This window comes from Polaribacter sp. Asnod6-C07 (genome assembly GCF_045063625.1).
GTDB classification, from domain to species: domain Bacteria; phylum Bacteroidota; class Bacteroidia; order Flavobacteriales; family Flavobacteriaceae; genus Polaribacter; species Polaribacter vadi_A.
On record NZ_JBEFOF010000005.1, the window covers coordinates 2,586,527 to 2,604,517 of the forward strand.

The following is a 17,991-nucleotide window of genomic DNA, read 5'->3' on the forward strand; positions in this document are numbered from 1 at the left end:
AGTATTAATTATGAAAAAAATAATTTATTTTATTTCAATAAGTATTCTTCTAACAATTACAAACAGTTGTATTGAAGAATTTGATGCTGCTACTGAAGAGTTTGAAGACGCATTAGTAGTAGAGGCTACAATTACAAATCAATTAAAATATCATAATATAACACTAACAAGAACCTATAGTTTCGAAGAATATGAACCTAATGTAGAAACTGGTGCAACAATTACAATTGAAACCAGTAATAACAACACTTATAATTTTAGTGAGTATACTTCTGGTGTGTATACATCAACAACAATGTTTAAAGCAGAACCAGGCTTAGAGTATACTTTATCTATAAAAACGCAAGATGGTAAAGAATATATTTCTCAAAATACACAACTTACAAATGTAGCATCTATTGATAAAGTGTATGCAGAAAAAGTTATTGATGATGATGGAGTAGAAGGCATTGGTTTATATGTAGATAGTTACGATGCAACTAACAATTCTAAATACTATGGATACGAATTTGAAGAAACCTATAAAATTATTGCTCCTTTTTGGACACCAGATGATTTAATTTTAAATTCTTCTGGAGGCTTTTCTGTTGTACCAAGATCTCAAGAAGAACAAATTTGTTATAATACAGTAGCATCTAAAGGTAGATTGTTAACCAATACAGATCTTTTAGAAGAAGATAGAATTTCTAAGTTTTTAATAAAATTTATTCCTAATAATAGTATTAGTATAAATACTAGATATAGTATTTTGGTTAAACAATATATACAGTCAGGAGAGTCTTATAATTACCTTAGAGTTTTAGAAGAATTCTCTAGTTCACAAAGTTTACTATCTCAAAGTCAACCAGGCTTTTTAACAAGTAATATTTATTCTGTAAATAATAGTAACGAAAAAGTTTTAGGCTTTTTTGAAGTATCATCTATTTCAGAAAAAAGAATATTTTTTAACAGAGAAGATGTTTTAGATACACCTTATCCTTGGGTTTGTAATATTATAGATCCACCAGTAAATGAACTAACAACACTTGTAAGGTTAGATAGAGTAACATTGGTTTACGAAAAACCAGCGGGTGAAGATGGAGGGCCTTATGATGTAGTAACACGAGTTTGTGGAGATTGTACAATGTCTGGTTCAAATATCAAACCAAATTTTTGGATAGATTAAATTTTTAAAATGAAAAAAACAGCTTTTTTACTTTTCCTAATATGCTTTTTTTCTAAGAGCCATTCACAAAATATACAGCAAAATTCAAGTATATTTAAAAGCATACCACAAGAAAAAATATTTGTACATTATAACACAACTTTTTTACTTTCTGGTGAGCAATTGTTATACAAAGTATATTGTTTAAATTCAAAAACAGAAAAGTTAACAACTTTAAGTAAAGTTGCTTATGTAGAATTAATAGACAAAGATTTTAAAGTTCATTTTAAACATAAGGTTTTATTAAATTCAGGTTTAGGTCAGGGTGATTTTTTTATACCTACTACTTTAAAATCTGGGAATTATAAGATAATAGCTTACACCAAATGGATGAAAAACGGAGGAGAGAACAATTTTTTTCAAGGAGATATTTCTATATTAAATCCGTTTGCAGATAATTCTCAATATTTAAGTAAAGACAAGGAAATTAAGAATTTAGAAACTGAAAAAAATAATATAAATGATAATTCTGATATCATAAAGCTATCTTTAAATAAACAAGAATTTAAAAATAGAGAAAAAGTTATTTTACAGTTAGATACAGATAATAACGATATTTTAAATGGTAATTATTCATTATCTGTACGTAAAGTAGGTGAATTTAATATCCCAAGAAAACAAACTACAAATACTTATCAATCTCTATACAATAGCAAAACTTTAAGTAAAGAGAATAGTTCTAAAATATACCTTCCAGAATTTAGAGGAGAGTTAATTTCTGGTAAAATTATTCACAAGGATTCTAAAGAAGCAATTTCTGATGTAAATATTTCTATTTCAATACCAGGTAATGATTATATTTTTAAAGCTTCTAAAACAGACAATTCAGGTACATTTTATTTTAATATTGATAAAACCTACAATTCATTAAAAGCCGTTTTAGAAATAGATGATAAAAATAAAGAAGATTATGAAATTATTCTTGATGAAGATACAGCTATAGATTATAAAAACATTGTATTTAGTAACTTTAGCATATCAGAACAAGTTAAAAAAAGCATCGAAAAAAGAAGTGTTTTTAATCAAATTGAAAATGCTTACAACATAAAAAAACAAGATTCAGTAAAGAGATACATAAATTCTGATAAGTTTTTTGGAACCAATGTTTATACATATTATTTAGATGATTATACTAGGTTTAATACTTTAAAAGAAACCTTAACAGAAATAACAGGAAATATTTATTACTCTAAAAAAGGGAGTGAATATTCAATAAAGATTTTAGGTGTAGATTTTTTATATAAAAACCTTAAACCTTTAATTTTAATTGATGGTATTCAAATATTAAATCATAATGATGTTATCGACTTTAAAACAAAACAAGTTAATAAGATAATAGTTCTACAAGATAATTATGTTTATGGTACAAAATTATACAATGGTGTTGTTATACTTGAAACATTTAAAGGAGATTATAGTAATTTGGTAAGTAAATCGTATCAAAAAAATATAGATTTATTTAAACCTTTGGTACCAAAAAAGTATTTTAAACAAAATTATGATTTAGGGAGTCAAGAAAGAATTCCAGATTTTAGAAGTCAGTTATTTTGGCAGCTAGATTGTAAATTATCTAATAGAACAAATTCGTATAACTTTTACACTTCAGATAATGTAGGTCTTTATGAAGTAAGTTTAGAAGGCTTTACCAAACAAGGAAAGCCTATTTCATTAAAAACTACATTTAAAGTTAAATAGCGTGTTTATGTGCTTTGTAAGAAGAACGTACTAAAGCACCACTTTCTACGTACATAAAGCCCATTTCTAAACCAATAGTTTCGTATTTTTTAAACTGTTCTGGAGTTATAAATTCTTTAACAGGTAAATGCTTTTTTGTAGGTTGTAAGTACTGGCCAATTGTAATAATATCACAATTTACAGCTCTTAAGTCTTTCATGGTTTGTATTACTTCATCTTCTTTTTCTCCCAAACCTAGCATTAAACCAGTTTTGGTTCGCATTCCTTTTTCTTTTAAGTATTTTAAAACACCTAAACTTCTATCGTATTTTGCTTGAATTCTAACTTCACGAGTTAACCTTCTAACAGTTTCCATATTATGAGAAACTACTTCTGGTGCAACTTCTATAATTCTATCTATTTGTTTTGTGTTTCCTTGAAAATCAGGAATTAAAGTTTCTAAAGTTGTGTTTGGGTTTGCTCTACGAATTGCATCTACAGTTTCTGCCCAAATAATAGAACCACCATCTTTTAAATCGTCTCTATCTACAGAAGTAATAACAGCGTGTTTAATGCTCATAATTTTTATAGAACGAGCCACTTTTTCAGGTTCATCCCATTCTACAGTTTCTGGTCTACCAGTTTTTACACCACAAAAACCACAAGAACGTGTACAGATATTTCCTAAAATCATAAATGTAGCTGTACCTTCTCCCCAGCATTCACCCATATTTGGGCAACTACCACTTGTACAAATTGTGTTTAATTTATACTTATCAACTAAACCTCTTAATTCAGTATATTTTTTACCCACAGGTAATTTTACACGCAACCATTTTGGTTTTTTTGCTCTTTCAGGAAGTACTACAGATTCTACAGCCATTATCAATCTTATTTAAAGTGCAAATTTACGAAGAAAAGATTAACAAGGTAATACAACTCTTAAGAATTAATTAAGTCGTTTTTTTCTTTTTGATAAAATGCTTAAAATGAATGATAAAAAAAGAATAGAAAATAATACTAAGGCTATTTTTTTAATTGTAGAACTCGTTTTATTAGAATATTGTTTTAATCCGTTTTTATCATCTAAATGAATGTTAGTGAAGAATTTGTTTATATCAATTTCTTGCAATCCAATAGTATCAATCAGTATAAGAAAAAATTAAATACTACTTAAAAACCAAATACTAAAACCTATTAAAAATACAATACCAGCAATACTTAAAATTCTAATAAATATTTTTGGTTGATGTTCTTTGGGCGTGTGTTTTCCTGTTATTAATAAGTAGTTCATTATCGCATAAAAAGGAGCAGTTAAAAACGATAAAATTGTGGCAATTTTTATCAAACTACCCATGTTTGCCAAAAAGAATTGTAATATAATTATTGTACCAATAAAAAGGAAGAAAATCCAAAACCAATATCCGAATTTAAATTGTTTATCAAACAATAATTTAGAGCTTCTGTTCATAGCTCTTGGTGATGCATCTAAAGTAGTTAATGTTGTGCTAAACATTGTTGTAAATGCAGCTAAAGCTATAAATACATAAGAAAAATCACCTAAATTTTTAGTGTATAAGTTTATTAACTGACTAGCAAATTCTACGCCTTTGTTAGAAAAAGTTTCTCCAGATTTATACATAACAAGTGTGCCTAAAAGTACAAAGCAAACTCCTAAAATAAGTGTGCCAATATAACCTACATTAAAATCGAAAATAGCATCTTTAGGTTTTATTTTTGTTAAGGTATTTTTACTTTTTTCTACAGACCAAATGGAGTGCCAAATAGAAATGTCTAAAGAAGTAGGCATCCAACCTAAAAAGGCAATCATGAAAGTGACTTCTACAGAACCAGAAGGTAAAATCTGAATAACATCAAAAGCTTCTTTAGAACTAAATAATGCTACAGAAACTGCTGCAACTGTACTTATTGTTAAGGTAATAATAATGTATTTCATTAAATTATCTAACAATTTATATTTTCCAATTAGTAAAATAACAATGCTAATTGCCATTAAAATTGTAGACCAAATAACCAAGTTATTGGTAAAGCCAAAAATTTTTGAAGCCAATCCAGCAGTAACAATAGTAACTGCAGCTTGAATTGTAAACATTGTAGCGAAATTCAAAATATAATAGATGGCTAAAACACCTTTGCCTAATTTTCGATAACCATCTAATAAAGTTTCGCCAGTTGCTGCTGCATATCTAGGGCCAAATTGAAAAAATGGATATTTTATAATATGAATTAATAATAAAGCCCAAAGTAAACCAAAACCAAATTCTGCACCTGCTTTTGTAGATTGCACCAAATGAGATACACCAATTGCTGCACCAGCAAATAATAAACCAGGTCCTAAAGATTGTAAGAATGATTTTTTCATTTGGTTTTTAATTTAGCAATTTCTTTTAATAATTTAGACCTATTGTTTTTAGAAGTCATCCATTTTGGCAATCTACTGCCAATAGAAATATTCGATATTTTTTCTAAATTTCTTTCTCTTAAAGTAGCATTAATATGGTTTTCTATAAATTTTAAATGATCTAAATTATATGCCCAAAGTTTACCTTCATTTAATTCAGTTGTAAACCATAATTCATAGTTAGGCAAATTTAGTTGGTCACTTACTAATTTATTGTAACCACAATTTGTGCATGTTATTTGTAAATTATTATTAATTTGCTTTGCTAAAGCTTTATTCTTACAATTTTTACAAACAATTACAATGTCATCAAAAAAATCATTTATATTTTTTTGGTAAGCGTTAAATCTTTTCATAATTAAGATTTACTAATAATCTCTGCCAATAATTTTTTTGCTCGTAATAATTTTACTTTAACATTGTTCATTGGTTCGTTAATTTGAGAAGAAATTTCTTTATAACTCAATTCTTGAAAATAACGTAACTGTATTACTTGTTGGTATTTAGGTTTTAATTGTTTAATATCTCTTAAAAGTTTTGCTAAATTCTGCTCTCTTATTATTTTGTCTTCTGGAGTAGGGTTTTCATCAACCACCAAATACACTTTTTCTTCTTGTTCTATGGTAGTTTCTGTAGATATAGATGATTTTTTTTTACGAAGTAAATCAATATAAACGTTTTTAGAAATGGCAATTAACCAAGTTTTAAAAACATATTTATCATCAAAAGTATGTATTTTATCAAAAGCTTTAGAGAAAGTTTGTATAGTAATATCTTCTGCATCATTTTCGCTTTTTGTTCTTTTTAGTTGATAACTATAAACATCACCCCAAAAAGAATTAAGTAAAAAACGAAAAGCAGATTGATTGCCTTCTTTTGCTTTTAAAATATTTAATGAAATTTTATTATTGTCTATTTCCAATGATTTGGTTTTGAAATCAAATTGACACTAAAGATACTAATTTGAATCAATAATAAACCGATTTCTAAAAATGGTAGTAAAAAAATGATATAGGGTTCTTTTAATTTTTTTGCAGATAAGCCCACTACAATAAATTGTACTAAATAATAAGTAAGTATTATTGGTAGTATTATCTGCCAAGGATAAAAGAAAAATAAGGTAATACCTAAAACATAAAATATAAATTTAGAAAAATTAAAAAAGGTTAATAAAAAACGATTTTTAAATTTATAATGTTTTTGAATGGAATTTTTAAGTCTTAAATTTTGAAACCAAGTACTAAAAGAATCTGGTTGCTTTGTTTCTATAAAACTTTGCTCTGAAATTGTAAAAGAAGTATTAGTTTTATGAGCAGCATCTTTTATAAAAAGATCACCATTATCGTTTTTTATTTTAATGTGATTAATAAACCCTTTTACATTAAAAAACTCATCTTTTTTGTAGGCTAAATTATCGCCAAAAGCCATAAAAGGAATACCCAATTTAGTAAATGAAAAACATTGTATAGCACTAAATAAGTTTTCGAAACGAGTAAACAAATTTAAGAATGTTTTCTTGTTCGAAAATTTACTGTAACCCAAAACTATTGTTTTCTTAGCTGTAAAATGTTTGCTCATTTCTGCAATCCAAGAATCAGAATTTGGTTTAGAGCCTGCTTCAGTAAATAATAATTGATCGTATCTGGCAGCTTTAATACCTAAAGTTAAAGCATATTTTTTGTTGCCCCAAAAAGCCTCATTATTTTCAATATCTAAAATTTTAACGTTCTCGTTTTCTTTTTTAAAAGTTTCAATTATTTCTGCAGTGTTATCTGAAGAGGCATTGTTTAATAAAAGAATTTCGAATTTCGAATATTTTTGAGAAAGAATAAGAGGTAAATTTTCTTGTAATTCTTGGGCGCAATTTTTGGCAAAAATAATTATAGATACTGGAACTTGTTCAGTAAGTTTTTTTCTGTTTTTATTTACAGTAAGAAAAGTAGAAAAAACAAGATAGTAAATAACTTGTATTACTGTAAATACTACAAAAGTGTAGAAAACTACAGCTAATACCATTGTACTATTATAAATTAATTATGTTGTGGCTCTGCACAAGAATCAAATTGGTCTGGGGTTTTACCACAAAAACCACAAGCTTCACCAGTTTCATTTAACATAGGGTTTTGGCTAGCACAAGTACCAGCAAATTCACCATCTTTTTTTGCCCAAATTTTAATAGCAATTCCTGCAACACCAAGAGCCAATAATCCTAAAGTAAGCAATAATAATTTCATAAATAATAATTGTGTTGCAAAGATACGTATTCTAAATTTTTAAGCTAAAAATTCTATCAGAAATATTTTGTGTTAGTGACTTTTTAAATTTTCTAGTGTCGAAAAAAGTGTAACTAATTAAAAATCAAAAAATACAATGGAAACATTTACAGAATCATTAAAAAACTTTTACAATACTATTTCAGCTGGTTTAGGAAACTGGGGTTTACAATTAATTGGTGCAATTGCTGCCTTAATTATTGGCCTTTGGGTTATTAGAATGGTAATGAACGGAATTTCTAAAGTTTTTGAGAAAAGAACAATAGACGAAACTCTACAACCTTTTTTATTAACCACTTTAGGTTTTATTTTAAAATTATTATTAATTATTTCAATTGCAGGTATAGTAGGTTTACCAATGGCTTCTTTTGCAGCATTATTAGCAGGTGTAGGTTTGGCTCTTGGAGCTGCTTTTAATGGTTCTTTAGGGCATATAGCTTCTGGTGTTATGCTTTTAATTTTTAGACCTTTTAAAGTAGGCGATTTAATAAAAACGAATGGTGCTTTTGGTTTTGTAAAAGAAATATCGGTTTTTGTTACAGTTATAGAAACTTTTCAAAACGAAACAGAAATTATACCTAATTCTGCAATTACAGCAAATAAAATTACAAACCTTACTAAAATTGGTAATTTAAGAATAGATATGCCTTTTGCAATTCGTTATGGAGCAGATATTACAAAGGCTAAAGAAATTGTAATGAATATTCTTAAAAATGATGCTAATGTTTTAAAAAATGGCAATGTTGCACCTAGAGTTGCTGTTAATAATTTAGGAGAAAATAGTGTAGAACTTTTGGCTTTGCCTTATGTAGATTGTAATAATTATTGGGATGTTTTTTGGGACACAAGACAAAAAATTGTAGAAGCTTTAGGTAATGCAGGCTATGAGGCTCCTTTACCACAAAGAGTTGTTACAATGACAAAATAATTCGAAACGAAAATAAATTTAAAAAGACTGTTTTATTGAGCAGTCTTTTTTTTGTATGTTTACTTTTTTTGACAACCAAATTTGAACGAACAAGATTTTATAAATAATTTAAAGCAAGGTAAGCAATCTGCATTTAGTCATCTTTTAGATGATTATCAGCAGAAAGTTTTTAGCACTTGTATTTCATTTATACCTAATAAAGAAGATGCAGAAGATGTAGCACAAGAAGTGTTTTTAGAAGTTTTTAAATCGATTACAAAGTTTAAAGGCAATTCTAAACTATCTACTTGGATTTATAGAATTGCAACCAATAAATGTCTAGAATTCATCAGAAAAAAAAATACCAAAAAACGATTTGCTTTTATGCAATCTATTATGGGGAATGAAATGCCAATAGATAAAACTAGTTATTTTACGGAGTTTAATCACCCAGGAATTTTATTAGAAAATAAAGAAAAATCAGCCACAATTTTTAAGGCGATAAATACTTTGCCAGATTCGCAAAAAGTAGTGTTTACTTTAGCTAAAATAGATGGTAAAAGCTATCAAGAAATAGTAGAAATTACAGGTAAAAGCTTGTCTTCTGTAGAATCTATAATGTTTAGAGCAAAAAAAACATTAAAAGAAAAATTAGCAACTGTTTATAAAAATGAATCATATTAAGTTGTTAAAAATTAATTAAATAAAATTATTTTATAAAGAGCGCAAGTTTTTATAACATAAAGCATCTAAATAATTATAAAATTATTTTATTAAAAAAATGAAAGATGAAACCTAAGAAAGAAATAGAAAATAATATTGATGATGCTTTTAAAGTATTAGAGAATATAGAAGAGGTGAAAGTAAATCACTTTTTTAAACATAAGGTTTTACAACAATTAGAAAATCAAAAAGAAGAAAAATCTAAAGTTTTAGGTTGGTTTTCTCCTCAGTTACAATTAGCAACCTTAGGTTTGGTTTTATTATTAAATGTTAGTGCATTATTTTACGCATATTCATCTCAAAAGGTAACTAACAATGTAACTTTAGAGAATTTTGCACAAGAATATTCTTTACAACCTGAAACAAATTCGATTTTAAATTAAGGCAATATGAAATCAAAATTACTTCCAATATTATTAGTAGTTCTTATTATTTTAAATGGTGTTTTAATTTTTATGTTGATAAAAAAACCGCATTTAAATAATAGAAATCAAGCAGAAAGAATTTTTTTAATAGAGCAGTTACAGTTTTCTAAAGATCAGCAAGAAAAGTTTAAAAGCCTAGATAATATTCATAGAAGAAAAATGATGGATTTAGATCAAAGAATTATAAAACAAAAAGATATTTTGTTCAATTCTTTTGCAGATGAAACTAAAAATATTGATTCTTTAGTAACTGTTGCAGGTAATTTAGAAATAAAAAAAGAGTTAGAAGTATTTAGTTTTTTTAAATCTGTTAGAAAAATATGTACTCCAGAACAACAGAAAAAGTTTGACGTAATTATAGATAAAGCCATACAAGGTGGTAATTCTGGGCATCCAAGAAATAACGAACATCATCCAGAAAGAGGAGAAGGAATGCCTCCACCACCAAGATAATTTTATTTTTTTCAAACTATTTTAAAAAACATAGGTCTAAGGTTAAAAGCGTATAAATGTTTGGGGGAATATTTAAATGTTTTTAGATCCCTACTTATGTTTTAAGTAGGGGGTTTTTATTAGATTAAAAGGTGATAATGTTACAAATAGACAAAATAAGATCACCATTTGTGTAATATTAAACTTTTAATAAATTATAAAGTCTAAAATATAACCACTACATTATAAAATGAAAAATTTTCAAATTATTAAATTTTCTAGCTTATTTTTTCTAGCAACAATTATTATTCTTTCTTGCAGCTCTTCTTCAAATGAAGAAGATATTATAGATGAACCAGAAATTGTAACAGAAACAGATTATGATATCACTTCAATTTTATCAAAATTCGATAATATTGATGCTCTCTCTTATTCCGTAAACGGATCTACTGTAACATTTACAACTACAGATTTACCAAATCACACTAGTCCTTATTGGGACACTTCAAATCCTTTGTATGAAGCTTATAATGGAACTAATACAAGTTGGAACCAAAACCCAAATACAATTGCAGAACAAAATGTAACATTTACAATTTCCTTAAATCCTAAAGAAGCTACCACCAAAAGTGCTACAAGTTTAGGTCCTATAGGAATTTCTAGAAACGGAGTTGTTTTTTTTAATCAGTATGCAGGTCCAAATGAGCAGGAATTAACAAGTGAAATTAATTCTTTCGACCAATATTTAGGACACCCAACAGGAACTAGTCAATATCATTATCATATAGAACCAACTTATTTAACAGGTGAATTTGGACAAGATGCATTTTTAGGTTTGTTAGCAGACGGTTTTCCTGTGTATGGACCTCAAGAAAATGGAACAACAATTACAAATGCAGATTTAGATGATTACCATGGTCATACTTCTGTAACGTCAGATTTTCCTGAAGGAATTTATCATTATCATATTACTACAGAGGCTCCATATTTAAACGGAAATGGTTTTTTTGGAACAGCAGGAAGTATAACAAACTAACCATTTTCTTTTGAAAATTTTAAAAATTATTATTTTAATAAATGTGTTTTTTATTTCTTGTGATACAACAAAACAAGATGTAAAAGAAGTTATTCTTGTTAATGAAATTCAAATTCCATCCATAGAAAAGAATAAAAATAATTCTAATTTTAAATTAAAAAATGGTGTTTTATGGTTTAATGATAAACCTTATTCTGGAATTGTAAATGAATTTTATGTAGATGGTAATTTAAAGTCATATTCAGAATACTATCAAGGAAAAAGAGAAGGGAAATATTTTGGGTTTTATCCTGATAAAAAGAAATGGTTTGAGCGTTATTATGCTAAAGGTATTAAAATTAATAGGCATAATGGATGGTTTAAAAACGAACAGCAAATGTTTGATTATCAGTTTAATGATAAAGGTGTTTATAATGGTTTTGTGAAAGATTGGTATTCTAATGGGCAAATAGCAAAACACTTCAATTTTACTGATGGTAAAGAATCTGGGAGTCAAAAAATGTGGCAACCTTCAGGAAAAATAAAAGCTAATTTTTATACAGTTAATGGAGATAGACATGGTTTAATTGGTTTAAAAAAATGTGTAAGTGTTGTAAATACTGAAAATGAATAAAATGAAATTTAAATTGATAATCTTATTTTTTATTGTCTGTATTTCTTGTAAAAAAGAAACTTCAGTAGATAAATCAAAGGTGCTTCCTTTTTATAATTCAGAAGATTTTACTCCAGAATGGATTTCAGAAAATGATGATAATTATTCTAAAATTCACACAGTAGCTCCTTTTGAGTTTACAAATCAAAATGGAAAAAAAATTACAAATAAAGATTTTGAAGGTAAAATTTATATTACAGATTTTTTCTTTACAACTTGCCCAAGTATTTGCCCAATTTTATCAAAAAATATGAATACTTTTCAAGAAACCTATAAAAGTGATGATAACATTTTATTATTATCTCACTCAGTTATGCCTTGGGTAGATACTGTTGATAAAATTAAAGAATATGCCAAAGAAAAAAATGCGATAGATAATAAATGGCATTTAGTAACAGGTGATAAAAAGGCTATATATAAAATTGCAAGAACTTCTTATTTTGCAGATGAAGACTTTAAAAAAACAAAAGACGAATCTGAATTTATACATACAGAAAATTTTATTCTAGTTGATAAAAAAGGAAGAATTAGAGGTGTTTATAATGGTACTTTATCTTTAGATGTACAACGTTTAAAACGTCATATAGAAATTCTTAAAAAAGAAGAGTAAATTTTAAATAAATGCTAAGTATTTAATTATTAATGTATTATTGTTTTTGTTTTATGTAAAATGGAGATTTTTTATTTGTTAATTTACTTTCTTTGTTAAACTTAAGTTAACGACAACAAGTTTTATAAAGCAACAGCATCTTAATATACATAACATATTAAAAATATAAAAAATGAAAAAATCAATTTTAACAGTAGCAGTAATTTTATTAAGTTTTACAGCAGTATCAGCACAAGAAAACAATGATGATAGAAGAAGAGAAGGACCACCATCTGCAGAACAGCTAATTAAAGAATTAGATAAAGATGAAGATGGTAAGCTTTCTCTAAAAGAAGTAAAAGGACCTTTAAAAAAAGACTTTAAAAAAATAGATACAGATGAAGATGGTTTCTTATCTAAAGAAGAACTAGAAAAAGCTCCAAAACCAAAAAGAAGAGAAAGACCAGAAAATAAATAATTTCTGCACAATTTTTTTAGAAATAATACATCTAATTATTTAAATATTAATTAAATCAACCAAAATGAAAATCAAATTTATTAAAATCACTTTATTTTTAGCAATGTTTTTTACAGTTTTTGTTTCTTGTAGTTCTAATGAAGATGCAGAAGTTGAAACAGAACCAGATGTTACAGACGATGCTATAACTGAATTGCCTGCAGCTTTTGCAGCATTTAATTCTGATGCAGTTACTGTTACCTTATCAGATGATGGTACAGAAATTTACTTGGAAACAACTGGTTATCCAAATCACACATCAATTTACTGGGAAACTGATCATGAACTTTATTTAGATGAATCAGATTATGTTACAAAAACAACAGAAAATACTTATATTGGTGGTGGTACAGGTGAAGCTTCAAGTTTTACTGTTGACTCTACACCAAATTTAAATGGTGCTACAGTTGATACAGAATTAAATACTATAGGTATTGCAGTTAGTGGAGCAGCTATTTTTAATGACCAAGAAGGTATGGGAGATTTAGATCAAGCTGCTGGTAGTTTAGATTACAATGGAGCACACAAAGGTCCAGGTGTTTATCACTATCATTTAGAGCCAAGATCAATATCTAATGATGATGATGAATTGGTAGGGATATTAATGGATGGGATATTCCTTTATGGAAGAAAAGATTATCCTTCAAATGATTATCCTACAGATTTAGATGCATCTGGAGGACACTTTGGCCCAACACCTTATAATGAAGATGGTGAATATCATTATCATATAATTAATGAAGAATACAATGCACCATTATATGGTTATGATGAAGCAGTTGTTCTTTTTGCTGGACCATTTCAAGGATACTAAAAAGTAGGATATATGAGACCAATTCTTTTTTTTATACTAGTAACGTTATCTATTATAGGTTGTAAAAATACAGCATCTAACAAAACTGTTAATACAGATGTAATTGTTGATAAGCCTATTATAATTGATAGCACAGAAGTGTTAAAAAAAGAGTTGGTTCTTAATGGAAACGTTGGACGATGGTATTATAAAGAAAAACCTTATAATGGATATTCTTTAAAGTATTATTCCAATGGAGTTTTAGAAGAAAAATGGGGTTTTTATAATGGTAAAAGAGAAGGAGTTGCTAAGAGATGGACAAAAAGAGGTAAACTTCAAGTGAAATCTTATTATAAAAATAATCGTTTAACAAACGAATATAAAACTTGGTGGGAAAATGACACTTTAGCAAGCCTATCATATTATAAAAATGGTCTTTTGCAAGGTGAAGAGAAGAAATGGTATTCTTCTGGACAATTAGCCAAATTACGAAACCTTGTTGACGGAAAAGAAAATGGTTTTCAAAAAGCTTGGTTAGCAAACGGAAAGCTATATGTTAATTATGAGGCCAAAAATGGACGTATTTTTGGTATGAGAAGAGCAAATTCATGTTATAGATTAGAAGATGAGGTTATTATTAGAAAAAAAATATAGTGTAATATTTCTTTTGTTATTTGGAATTACATTTAGTTGTAAAAAACAAATAAAAAAAACAAATATTCAAGTTGAAGAAACAAGTAGGGTGGAGTATTTACCTTATTATGAAGATGAGTCTTTTACTCCAAAATGGATTACACCAAATTCTATTGAAGAAAAAAGTTTTCATAAGATTCCAGATTTTAAACTAATAAATCAACTTGGAGATACAATTACAGAAGAAACATTTGAGAACAAAATATATGTTACAGATTTCTTTTTTGCTTCCTGCCCAGGTATTTGTCCTAAAATGACAAAAAATATGTTTAAAATTCAAGAAGAATTTAAGTCAGATTCTATTGTATTATTATTATCACATTCTGTAACACCAAGTATAGACTCAGTTTCTGTTCTAAAAAATTACGCTAAAAGTAATGGTATAATTGATAATAAATGGCATTTAGTAACAGGTGATAAAGAAGAAATTTATAGTTTAGGTAGAGATTCATATTTTGTTGAAAATGATTTAGGAGAAGAAAAGAGTATTGAAGATTTTTTACACACAGAAAATTTTTTGCTAATTGATAAGAATAAACATATAAGAGGTATTTATAATGGTTTAAATAGATCTTCTATTGCACAATTAATTATTGACATTAACGCATTAAAAAAAGAATAAAAATTTAAATTTGGTTGGTTTGATTAAAAGACTTCTAACTTCGGTTTGAGGTCTTTTTTAATTTTATCAAATTAGAACAAGTTTTTAGAATAATCTGCATCTAAAATCATAACAGTATAAAGTTTTAAACTTGAACTCAGTTCAAAAAATATTTACATAAAGTTGTTATCAATAAAAATATTAAAAATGATAAAAAAAATAGCAATAGCTTCAATCATGATCTTTGTTGGTTGTAAGAGTAAGCATTCACATTCGCATTCAGATCAGGATCACACACATCAACAACAAGATTATTTTAAATCTTATAGTTTAGAAGATGATAATTATGGAACCAAAACCATAGTTACCGTAAAAAATGGCAAAAGAATTATGACAACTAATGCATTGCCAAATCACGAAACAGGTAATTTTCCAAGAAAAGGAAATCCAAATAAAATTTCTGCACAAAACAGAACTTATACATTTTCTGCTAATCCAAAATATACAGGAAAACCAACTTGGGTAAGAGAGCCAGGTGTTGCTTTAAATGGTGTAAAATTTGAACCAGGTACAGCAGAAGTTGTAGAATGTGAAAATGGAGAAAACTATAGAGTAGAAGCACTGCAAGATGTAATTAATTTAGGCTTAGACTTTAATCATGCACATGTGCAACCTACTGGCGCATATCATTATCATGGAACACCAACTTCTGTAATTGAAAACTTAGATACTGGTAATGATTTAGTTCATATTGGTTTTGCTCAAGATGGTTTTGCCATGTATTATTCAAAAAGTGGTAAGTACAAACCAAGCTACAAATTATTAGATGGTACAAGAGAAGGAGAAGATTGTGTATATGAAAATCCGAAGCAAAAAATAGATATTTCTGTTGGTGGTCATCATGATGGAACTTATGGTTCTGATTTTGAATATGTAGCAGGTTCAGGTGATTTAGATGAATGCAATGGAATTACAATTGATGGTGAATATGTGTATTTGGTTACTAACGAGTTTCCTTATATAAGTCGTTGTTTAATGGGGCAAGTAGAACAACAAGAAAGAAGAGGGCCAGAGAATGAACAACAAGGAGCAAGACCTAAAAATAACCAACGTTTAAGTGCAGCAGATTTGTTTACAAGAATGGATCAAAATAAAGATGATAAACTATCTAAAGAAGAAGTTAAAGGGCCTCTAAACAATCAGTTTACAAAGTTAGATACCAATAAGGATGGGTTTTTATCTAAAGAAGAATTAGAAAAAGGTATTAAGAGATTAGATCAAAATGCCCCAAGAAGAAACTAATTTATTCAATTATTTTAAAGAGCCCTTTTTACAGCAAATAAAACTTGTTTTGTTAAAATATAGTTAATGAGCACAAGTAATTTAAAAAAGAATCATCTAAAATAATAGAATCAAAAATTAAAAATTAGCCAGAGATTAAATTTAAAAAATATGAAAAATTTTAAAACAAAATTGTTATCAGCCTTATTAATACTAATCATTTTTTCATGTTCTAGTGATGATGTTTCAGATATAAATGATGATGAAACTAGCGAAGATACTGTTGAAGTTGAAGTAGATGATACAGATTTTGAACCAACAGATTGGACCACAGAAACACATAGTAATGATGTAGACCCCAATTTAGATGAAGTATTTGAAGACAATACTGTAAAAAGATTAGATTTTGTAATTTCTGAAAATAACTGGCAAAGTATGTTAGCTGATATGACTTCTTTATATGGAACTTTTGGTACAGGTAGAGGTTCTTTTTCAGATGATGACGAAGACCCAATTTTTGTTCCAGGTCAAGTTTTTTACGAAGGTATAGAATGGTATAAAGTAGGTTTACGTTTTAAAGGAAACTCTAGTTTAGCTTCATCATGGTCTAGTGGAATTTTAAAATTATCGTTTAAAATGGATTTTGATGAATTTGAAGATGATTATCCACAAATTAAAAACCAACGTTTCTATGGTTTTAAAAAGTTTAGTCTTAAAAATAATTATGATGACGAATCTTTATTAAGAGAAAAAGTAGCAACAGATGTATTTAGAAATGCTGGTTTGGCAGCTTCTCACACTGCTTTTTACACTTTATATATAGATTATGGTGATGGACCTCAATATTTTGGTTTATACACTTTAGTAGAAGAAGTAGATGATACAGTTATAGAAACTCAATTTACATCAGAAGAAGAAGGAAACCTATACAAACCAGATGGTGATGCAGCCACCTTTGCTAGTGGAACTTATGATGAAGATGAGTATGTAAAGAAAAATAATGAAGATGAAGCAGACTTTACAGATGTAAGTAATCTATTAACAGTTTTACATGATGGAACAAGAACAACAGACCCAGAAACTTGGAGAACAAATTTAGAAGCCGTTTTTGATACTGACGTATTTTTAAAATATTTAGCCGTAAATACAGTAATTCAAAATTGGGATACTTATGGTAGAATGACACACAATTATTATTTGTATAACAATCCAGAAACCAATAAATTAACATGGATTCCTTGGGATAATAATGAAGCATTAAAAACGGGTAATCAACAAGGTGCTTTACCATTAAATTTTTCAGGTTTAAGTTCTACTAGTTGGCCTTTAATTGGCTATTTATATCAAGATGATGTATATAAAGCTAAATATGATACTTATGTTCAAGAAACTATAGATGGGCCATTTAATGAAACAACAATGCAAGATTTGTACACAAATTATCAAACTTTGGTAGAAGAATATGCAACATCTGAAGTTTCTGGATATTCATTTTTAAACAGTAGTTCAAGTTTTTATTCTGCCATTAGTACATTAAAAAGTCATGTAACATCAAGAAAAAATGCTGTAGAAACATACTTAGATTAATTTTTTTCTAAAAATAGAATTTTAATTAAGGTTTATATTTTTTGTAAAAAAGGGTATTACAATTTTTTAAGCTTTAAAAGTAGTATTGTAATGTTTGGGGGAATATTATAATACAAATCAGATGTCTTGTCATTAATGATAAGACATTTTTTTTTGATTTTTTTAACAAATTTAGAACAAGT

At 27.4% G+C, this 17,991-nt stretch carries 21 protein-coding genes; 15 read left to right on the forward strand and 6 right to left on the reverse strand.

Annotation, left to right across the window (positions count from 1 at the left end; all coding sequences use genetic code 11):
• Positions 1-10 precede the first annotated feature (10 nt).
• The gene (locus tag ACJJVK_RS11070) at positions 11-1,165 is read left to right on the forward strand and encodes a DUF4249 domain-containing protein (RefSeq protein WP_405565992.1); all 1,155 of its coding nucleotides are present in this window, start codon (positions 11-13) and stop codon (positions 1,163-1,165) included.
• 9 nt (positions 1,166-1,174) lie between these two features.
• Positions 1,175-2,899, forward strand: coding sequence for a hypothetical protein (locus ACJJVK_RS11075; RefSeq protein ID WP_405565994.1), 1,725 nt, complete (start codon positions 1,175-1,177; stop codon positions 2,897-2,899).
• On the opposite strand, the gene lipA is transcribed toward ACJJVK_RS11075, so the two are convergent.
• The 6 genes from lipA to ACJJVK_RS11105 all read right to left on the reverse strand — a co-directional run bounded on the left by lipA (position 2,892) and on the right by ACJJVK_RS11105 (position 7,534).
• The gene (gene lipA, locus ACJJVK_RS11080) at positions 2,892-3,761 is read right to left on the reverse strand and encodes a lipoyl synthase (RefSeq protein WP_215993045.1); all 870 of its coding nucleotides are present in this window, start codon (positions 3,759-3,761) and stop codon (positions 2,892-2,894) included. The two genes, ACJJVK_RS11075 and lipA, sit on opposite strands and share 8 nt — an antisense overlap.
• Before the next feature lie 279 nt (positions 3,762-4,040).
• Entirely contained in the window at positions 4,041-5,261 is a 1,221-nt protein-coding gene (locus ACJJVK_RS11085) for an Nramp family divalent metal transporter (RefSeq protein ID WP_405565996.1), read from the reverse strand.
• Positions 5,258-5,656: a hypothetical protein gene (locus ACJJVK_RS11090; RefSeq protein WP_405565997.1), complete on the reverse strand. Its 399-nt coding sequence runs from the start codon at positions 5,654-5,656 to the stop codon at positions 5,258-5,260. The genes ACJJVK_RS11085 and ACJJVK_RS11090 overlap by 4 nt, the downstream gene beginning before the upstream one ends.
• A 2-nt stretch (positions 5,657-5,658) precedes the next feature.
• Positions 5,659-6,222 (reverse strand): RNA polymerase sigma factor, encoded by a 564-nt coding sequence (locus ACJJVK_RS11095; protein ID WP_215993042.1) that lies wholly within the window; start codon positions 6,220-6,222, stop codon positions 5,659-5,661.
• On the reverse strand, positions 6,213-7,316 hold the full coding sequence (locus ACJJVK_RS11100) for a glycosyltransferase (RefSeq protein WP_405565999.1): 1,104 nt from the start codon (positions 7,314-7,316) through the stop codon (positions 6,213-6,215). Before ACJJVK_RS11100 ends, ACJJVK_RS11095 begins: the two co-directional genes overlap by 10 nt.
• Positions 7,317-7,330: 14 nt before the next feature.
• On the reverse strand, positions 7,331-7,534 hold the full coding sequence (locus ACJJVK_RS11105; protein ID WP_215993040.1) for a membrane or secreted protein: 204 nt from the start codon (positions 7,532-7,534) through the stop codon (positions 7,331-7,333).
• 136 nt (positions 7,535-7,670) lie between these two features.
• Here ACJJVK_RS11105 and ACJJVK_RS11110 point away from each other — a divergent pair, with 136 nt between their 5' ends.
• From ACJJVK_RS11110 to ACJJVK_RS11170, 13 genes are all read left to right on the forward strand, one after another.
• Positions 7,671-8,501: a mechanosensitive ion channel family protein gene (locus ACJJVK_RS11110; protein WP_405566001.1), complete on the forward strand. Its 831-nt coding sequence runs from the start codon at positions 7,671-7,673 to the stop codon at positions 8,499-8,501.
• 81 nt (positions 8,502-8,582) lie between these two features.
• Positions 8,583-9,164 carry an RNA polymerase sigma factor gene (locus ACJJVK_RS11115; RefSeq protein WP_215993038.1) on the forward strand — a complete coding sequence of 194 codons (582 nt, stop codon included), beginning with the start codon at positions 8,583-8,585 and terminating at the stop codon, positions 9,162-9,164.
• 104 nt (positions 9,165-9,268) lie between these two features.
• Positions 9,269-9,586: a hypothetical protein gene (locus ACJJVK_RS11120; protein ID WP_215993037.1), complete on the forward strand. Its 318-nt coding sequence runs from the start codon at positions 9,269-9,271 to the stop codon at positions 9,584-9,586.
• A 6-nt stretch (positions 9,587-9,592) separates the two neighbouring features.
• Complete coding sequence (locus tag ACJJVK_RS11125; protein ID WP_215993036.1) at positions 9,593-10,081, forward strand: Spy/CpxP family protein refolding chaperone; 489 nt, start codon at positions 9,593-9,595, stop codon at positions 10,079-10,081.
• A 229-nt stretch (positions 10,082-10,310) separates the two neighbouring features.
• Complete coding sequence (locus tag ACJJVK_RS11130) at positions 10,311-11,096, forward strand: YHYH protein (RefSeq protein ID WP_405566004.1); 786 nt, start codon at positions 10,311-10,313, stop codon at positions 11,094-11,096.
• 10 nt (positions 11,097-11,106) lie between these two features.
• A complete protein-coding gene (locus ACJJVK_RS11135; protein ID WP_405566006.1) occupies positions 11,107-11,709 on the forward strand; it encodes a toxin-antitoxin system YwqK family antitoxin in 603 nt (200 codons plus the stop codon).
• A 1-nt stretch (position 11,710) separates the two neighbouring features.
• Complete coding sequence (locus tag ACJJVK_RS11140) at positions 11,711-12,358, forward strand: SCO family protein (RefSeq protein WP_405566008.1); 648 nt, start codon at positions 11,711-11,713, stop codon at positions 12,356-12,358.
• A gap of 172 nt (positions 12,359-12,530) precedes the next feature.
• The gene (locus ACJJVK_RS11145; protein ID WP_215993032.1) at positions 12,531-12,815 is read left to right on the forward strand and encodes an EF-hand domain-containing protein; all 285 of its coding nucleotides are present in this window, start codon (positions 12,531-12,533) and stop codon (positions 12,813-12,815) included.
• Between the two features lie 64 nt (positions 12,816-12,879).
• The gene (locus ACJJVK_RS11150; protein WP_215993031.1) at positions 12,880-13,668 is read left to right on the forward strand and encodes a YHYH protein; all 789 of its coding nucleotides are present in this window, start codon (positions 12,880-12,882) and stop codon (positions 13,666-13,668) included.
• A 12-nt stretch (positions 13,669-13,680) separates the two neighbouring features.
• Complete coding sequence (locus ACJJVK_RS11155) at positions 13,681-14,301, forward strand: toxin-antitoxin system YwqK family antitoxin (protein WP_405566011.1); 621 nt, start codon at positions 13,681-13,683, stop codon at positions 14,299-14,301.
• Positions 14,273-14,962, forward strand: a complete 690-nt coding sequence (locus ACJJVK_RS11160) for an SCO family protein (protein ID WP_405566013.1) — start codon at positions 14,273-14,275, stop codon at positions 14,960-14,962. The genes ACJJVK_RS11155 and ACJJVK_RS11160 overlap by 29 nt, the downstream gene beginning before the upstream one ends.
• A gap of 186 nt (positions 14,963-15,148) precedes the next feature.
• Positions 15,149-16,243: a YHYH protein gene (locus ACJJVK_RS11165; protein ID WP_405566014.1), complete on the forward strand. Its 1,095-nt coding sequence runs from the start codon at positions 15,149-15,151 to the stop codon at positions 16,241-16,243.
• A gap of 150 nt (positions 16,244-16,393) precedes the next feature.
• Positions 16,394-17,809, forward strand: a complete 1,416-nt coding sequence (locus ACJJVK_RS11170) for a CotH kinase family protein (protein WP_405566016.1) — start codon at positions 16,394-16,396, stop codon at positions 17,807-17,809.
• Positions 17,810-17,991 lie beyond the last annotated feature (182 nt).

Coding starts and splice junctions, on each gene's coding strand:
- ACJJVK_RS11085 (WP_405565996.1), bottom strand. CDS start 5,261: ATGAAAAAATCATTCTTACAATCTTTAGGACCTGGTTTATTATTTGCT.
- ACJJVK_RS11090 (WP_405565997.1), bottom strand. CDS start 5,656: ATGAAAAGATTTAACGCTTACCAAAAAAATATAAATGATTTTTTTGAT.
- lipA (WP_215993045.1), bottom strand. CDS start 3,761: ATGGCTGTAGAATCTGTAGTACTTCCTGAAAGAGCAAAAAAACCAAAA.
- ACJJVK_RS11170 (WP_405566016.1), top strand. CDS start 16,394: ATGAAAAATTTTAAAACAAAATTGTTATCAGCCTTATTAATACTAATC.
- ACJJVK_RS11120 (WP_215993037.1), top strand. CDS start 9,269: ATGAAACCTAAGAAAGAAATAGAAAATAATATTGATGATGCTTTTAAA.
- ACJJVK_RS11110 (WP_405566001.1), top strand. CDS start 7,671: ATGGAAACATTTACAGAATCATTAAAAAACTTTTACAATACTATTTCA.
- ACJJVK_RS11100 (WP_405565999.1), bottom strand. CDS start 7,316: ATGGTATTAGCTGTAGTTTTCTACACTTTTGTAGTATTTACAGTAATA.
- ACJJVK_RS11130 (WP_405566004.1), top strand. CDS start 10,311: ATGAAAAATTTTCAAATTATTAAATTTTCTAGCTTATTTTTTCTAGCA.
- ACJJVK_RS11125 (WP_215993036.1), top strand. CDS start 9,593: ATGAAATCAAAATTACTTCCAATATTATTAGTAGTTCTTATTATTTTA.
- ACJJVK_RS11160 (WP_405566013.1), top strand. CDS start 14,273: ATGAGGTTATTATTAGAAAAAAAATATAGTGTAATATTTCTTTTGTTA.
- ACJJVK_RS11155 (WP_405566011.1), top strand. CDS start 13,681: ATGAGACCAATTCTTTTTTTTATACTAGTAACGTTATCTATTATAGGT.
- ACJJVK_RS11165 (WP_405566014.1), top strand. CDS start 15,149: ATGATAAAAAAAATAGCAATAGCTTCAATCATGATCTTTGTTGGTTGT.
- ACJJVK_RS11105 (WP_215993040.1), bottom strand. CDS start 7,534: ATGAAATTATTATTGCTTACTTTAGGATTATTGGCTCTTGGTGTTGCA.
- ACJJVK_RS11140 (WP_405566008.1), top strand. CDS start 11,711: ATGAAATTTAAATTGATAATCTTATTTTTTATTGTCTGTATTTCTTGT.
- ACJJVK_RS11070 (WP_405565992.1), top strand. CDS start 11: ATGAAAAAAATAATTTATTTTATTTCAATAAGTATTCTTCTAACAATT.
- ACJJVK_RS11145 (WP_215993032.1), top strand. CDS start 12,531: ATGAAAAAATCAATTTTAACAGTAGCAGTAATTTTATTAAGTTTTACA.
- ACJJVK_RS11150 (WP_215993031.1), top strand. CDS start 12,880: ATGAAAATCAAATTTATTAAAATCACTTTATTTTTAGCAATGTTTTTT.
- ACJJVK_RS11075 (WP_405565994.1), top strand. CDS start 1,175: ATGAAAAAAACAGCTTTTTTACTTTTCCTAATATGCTTTTTTTCTAAG.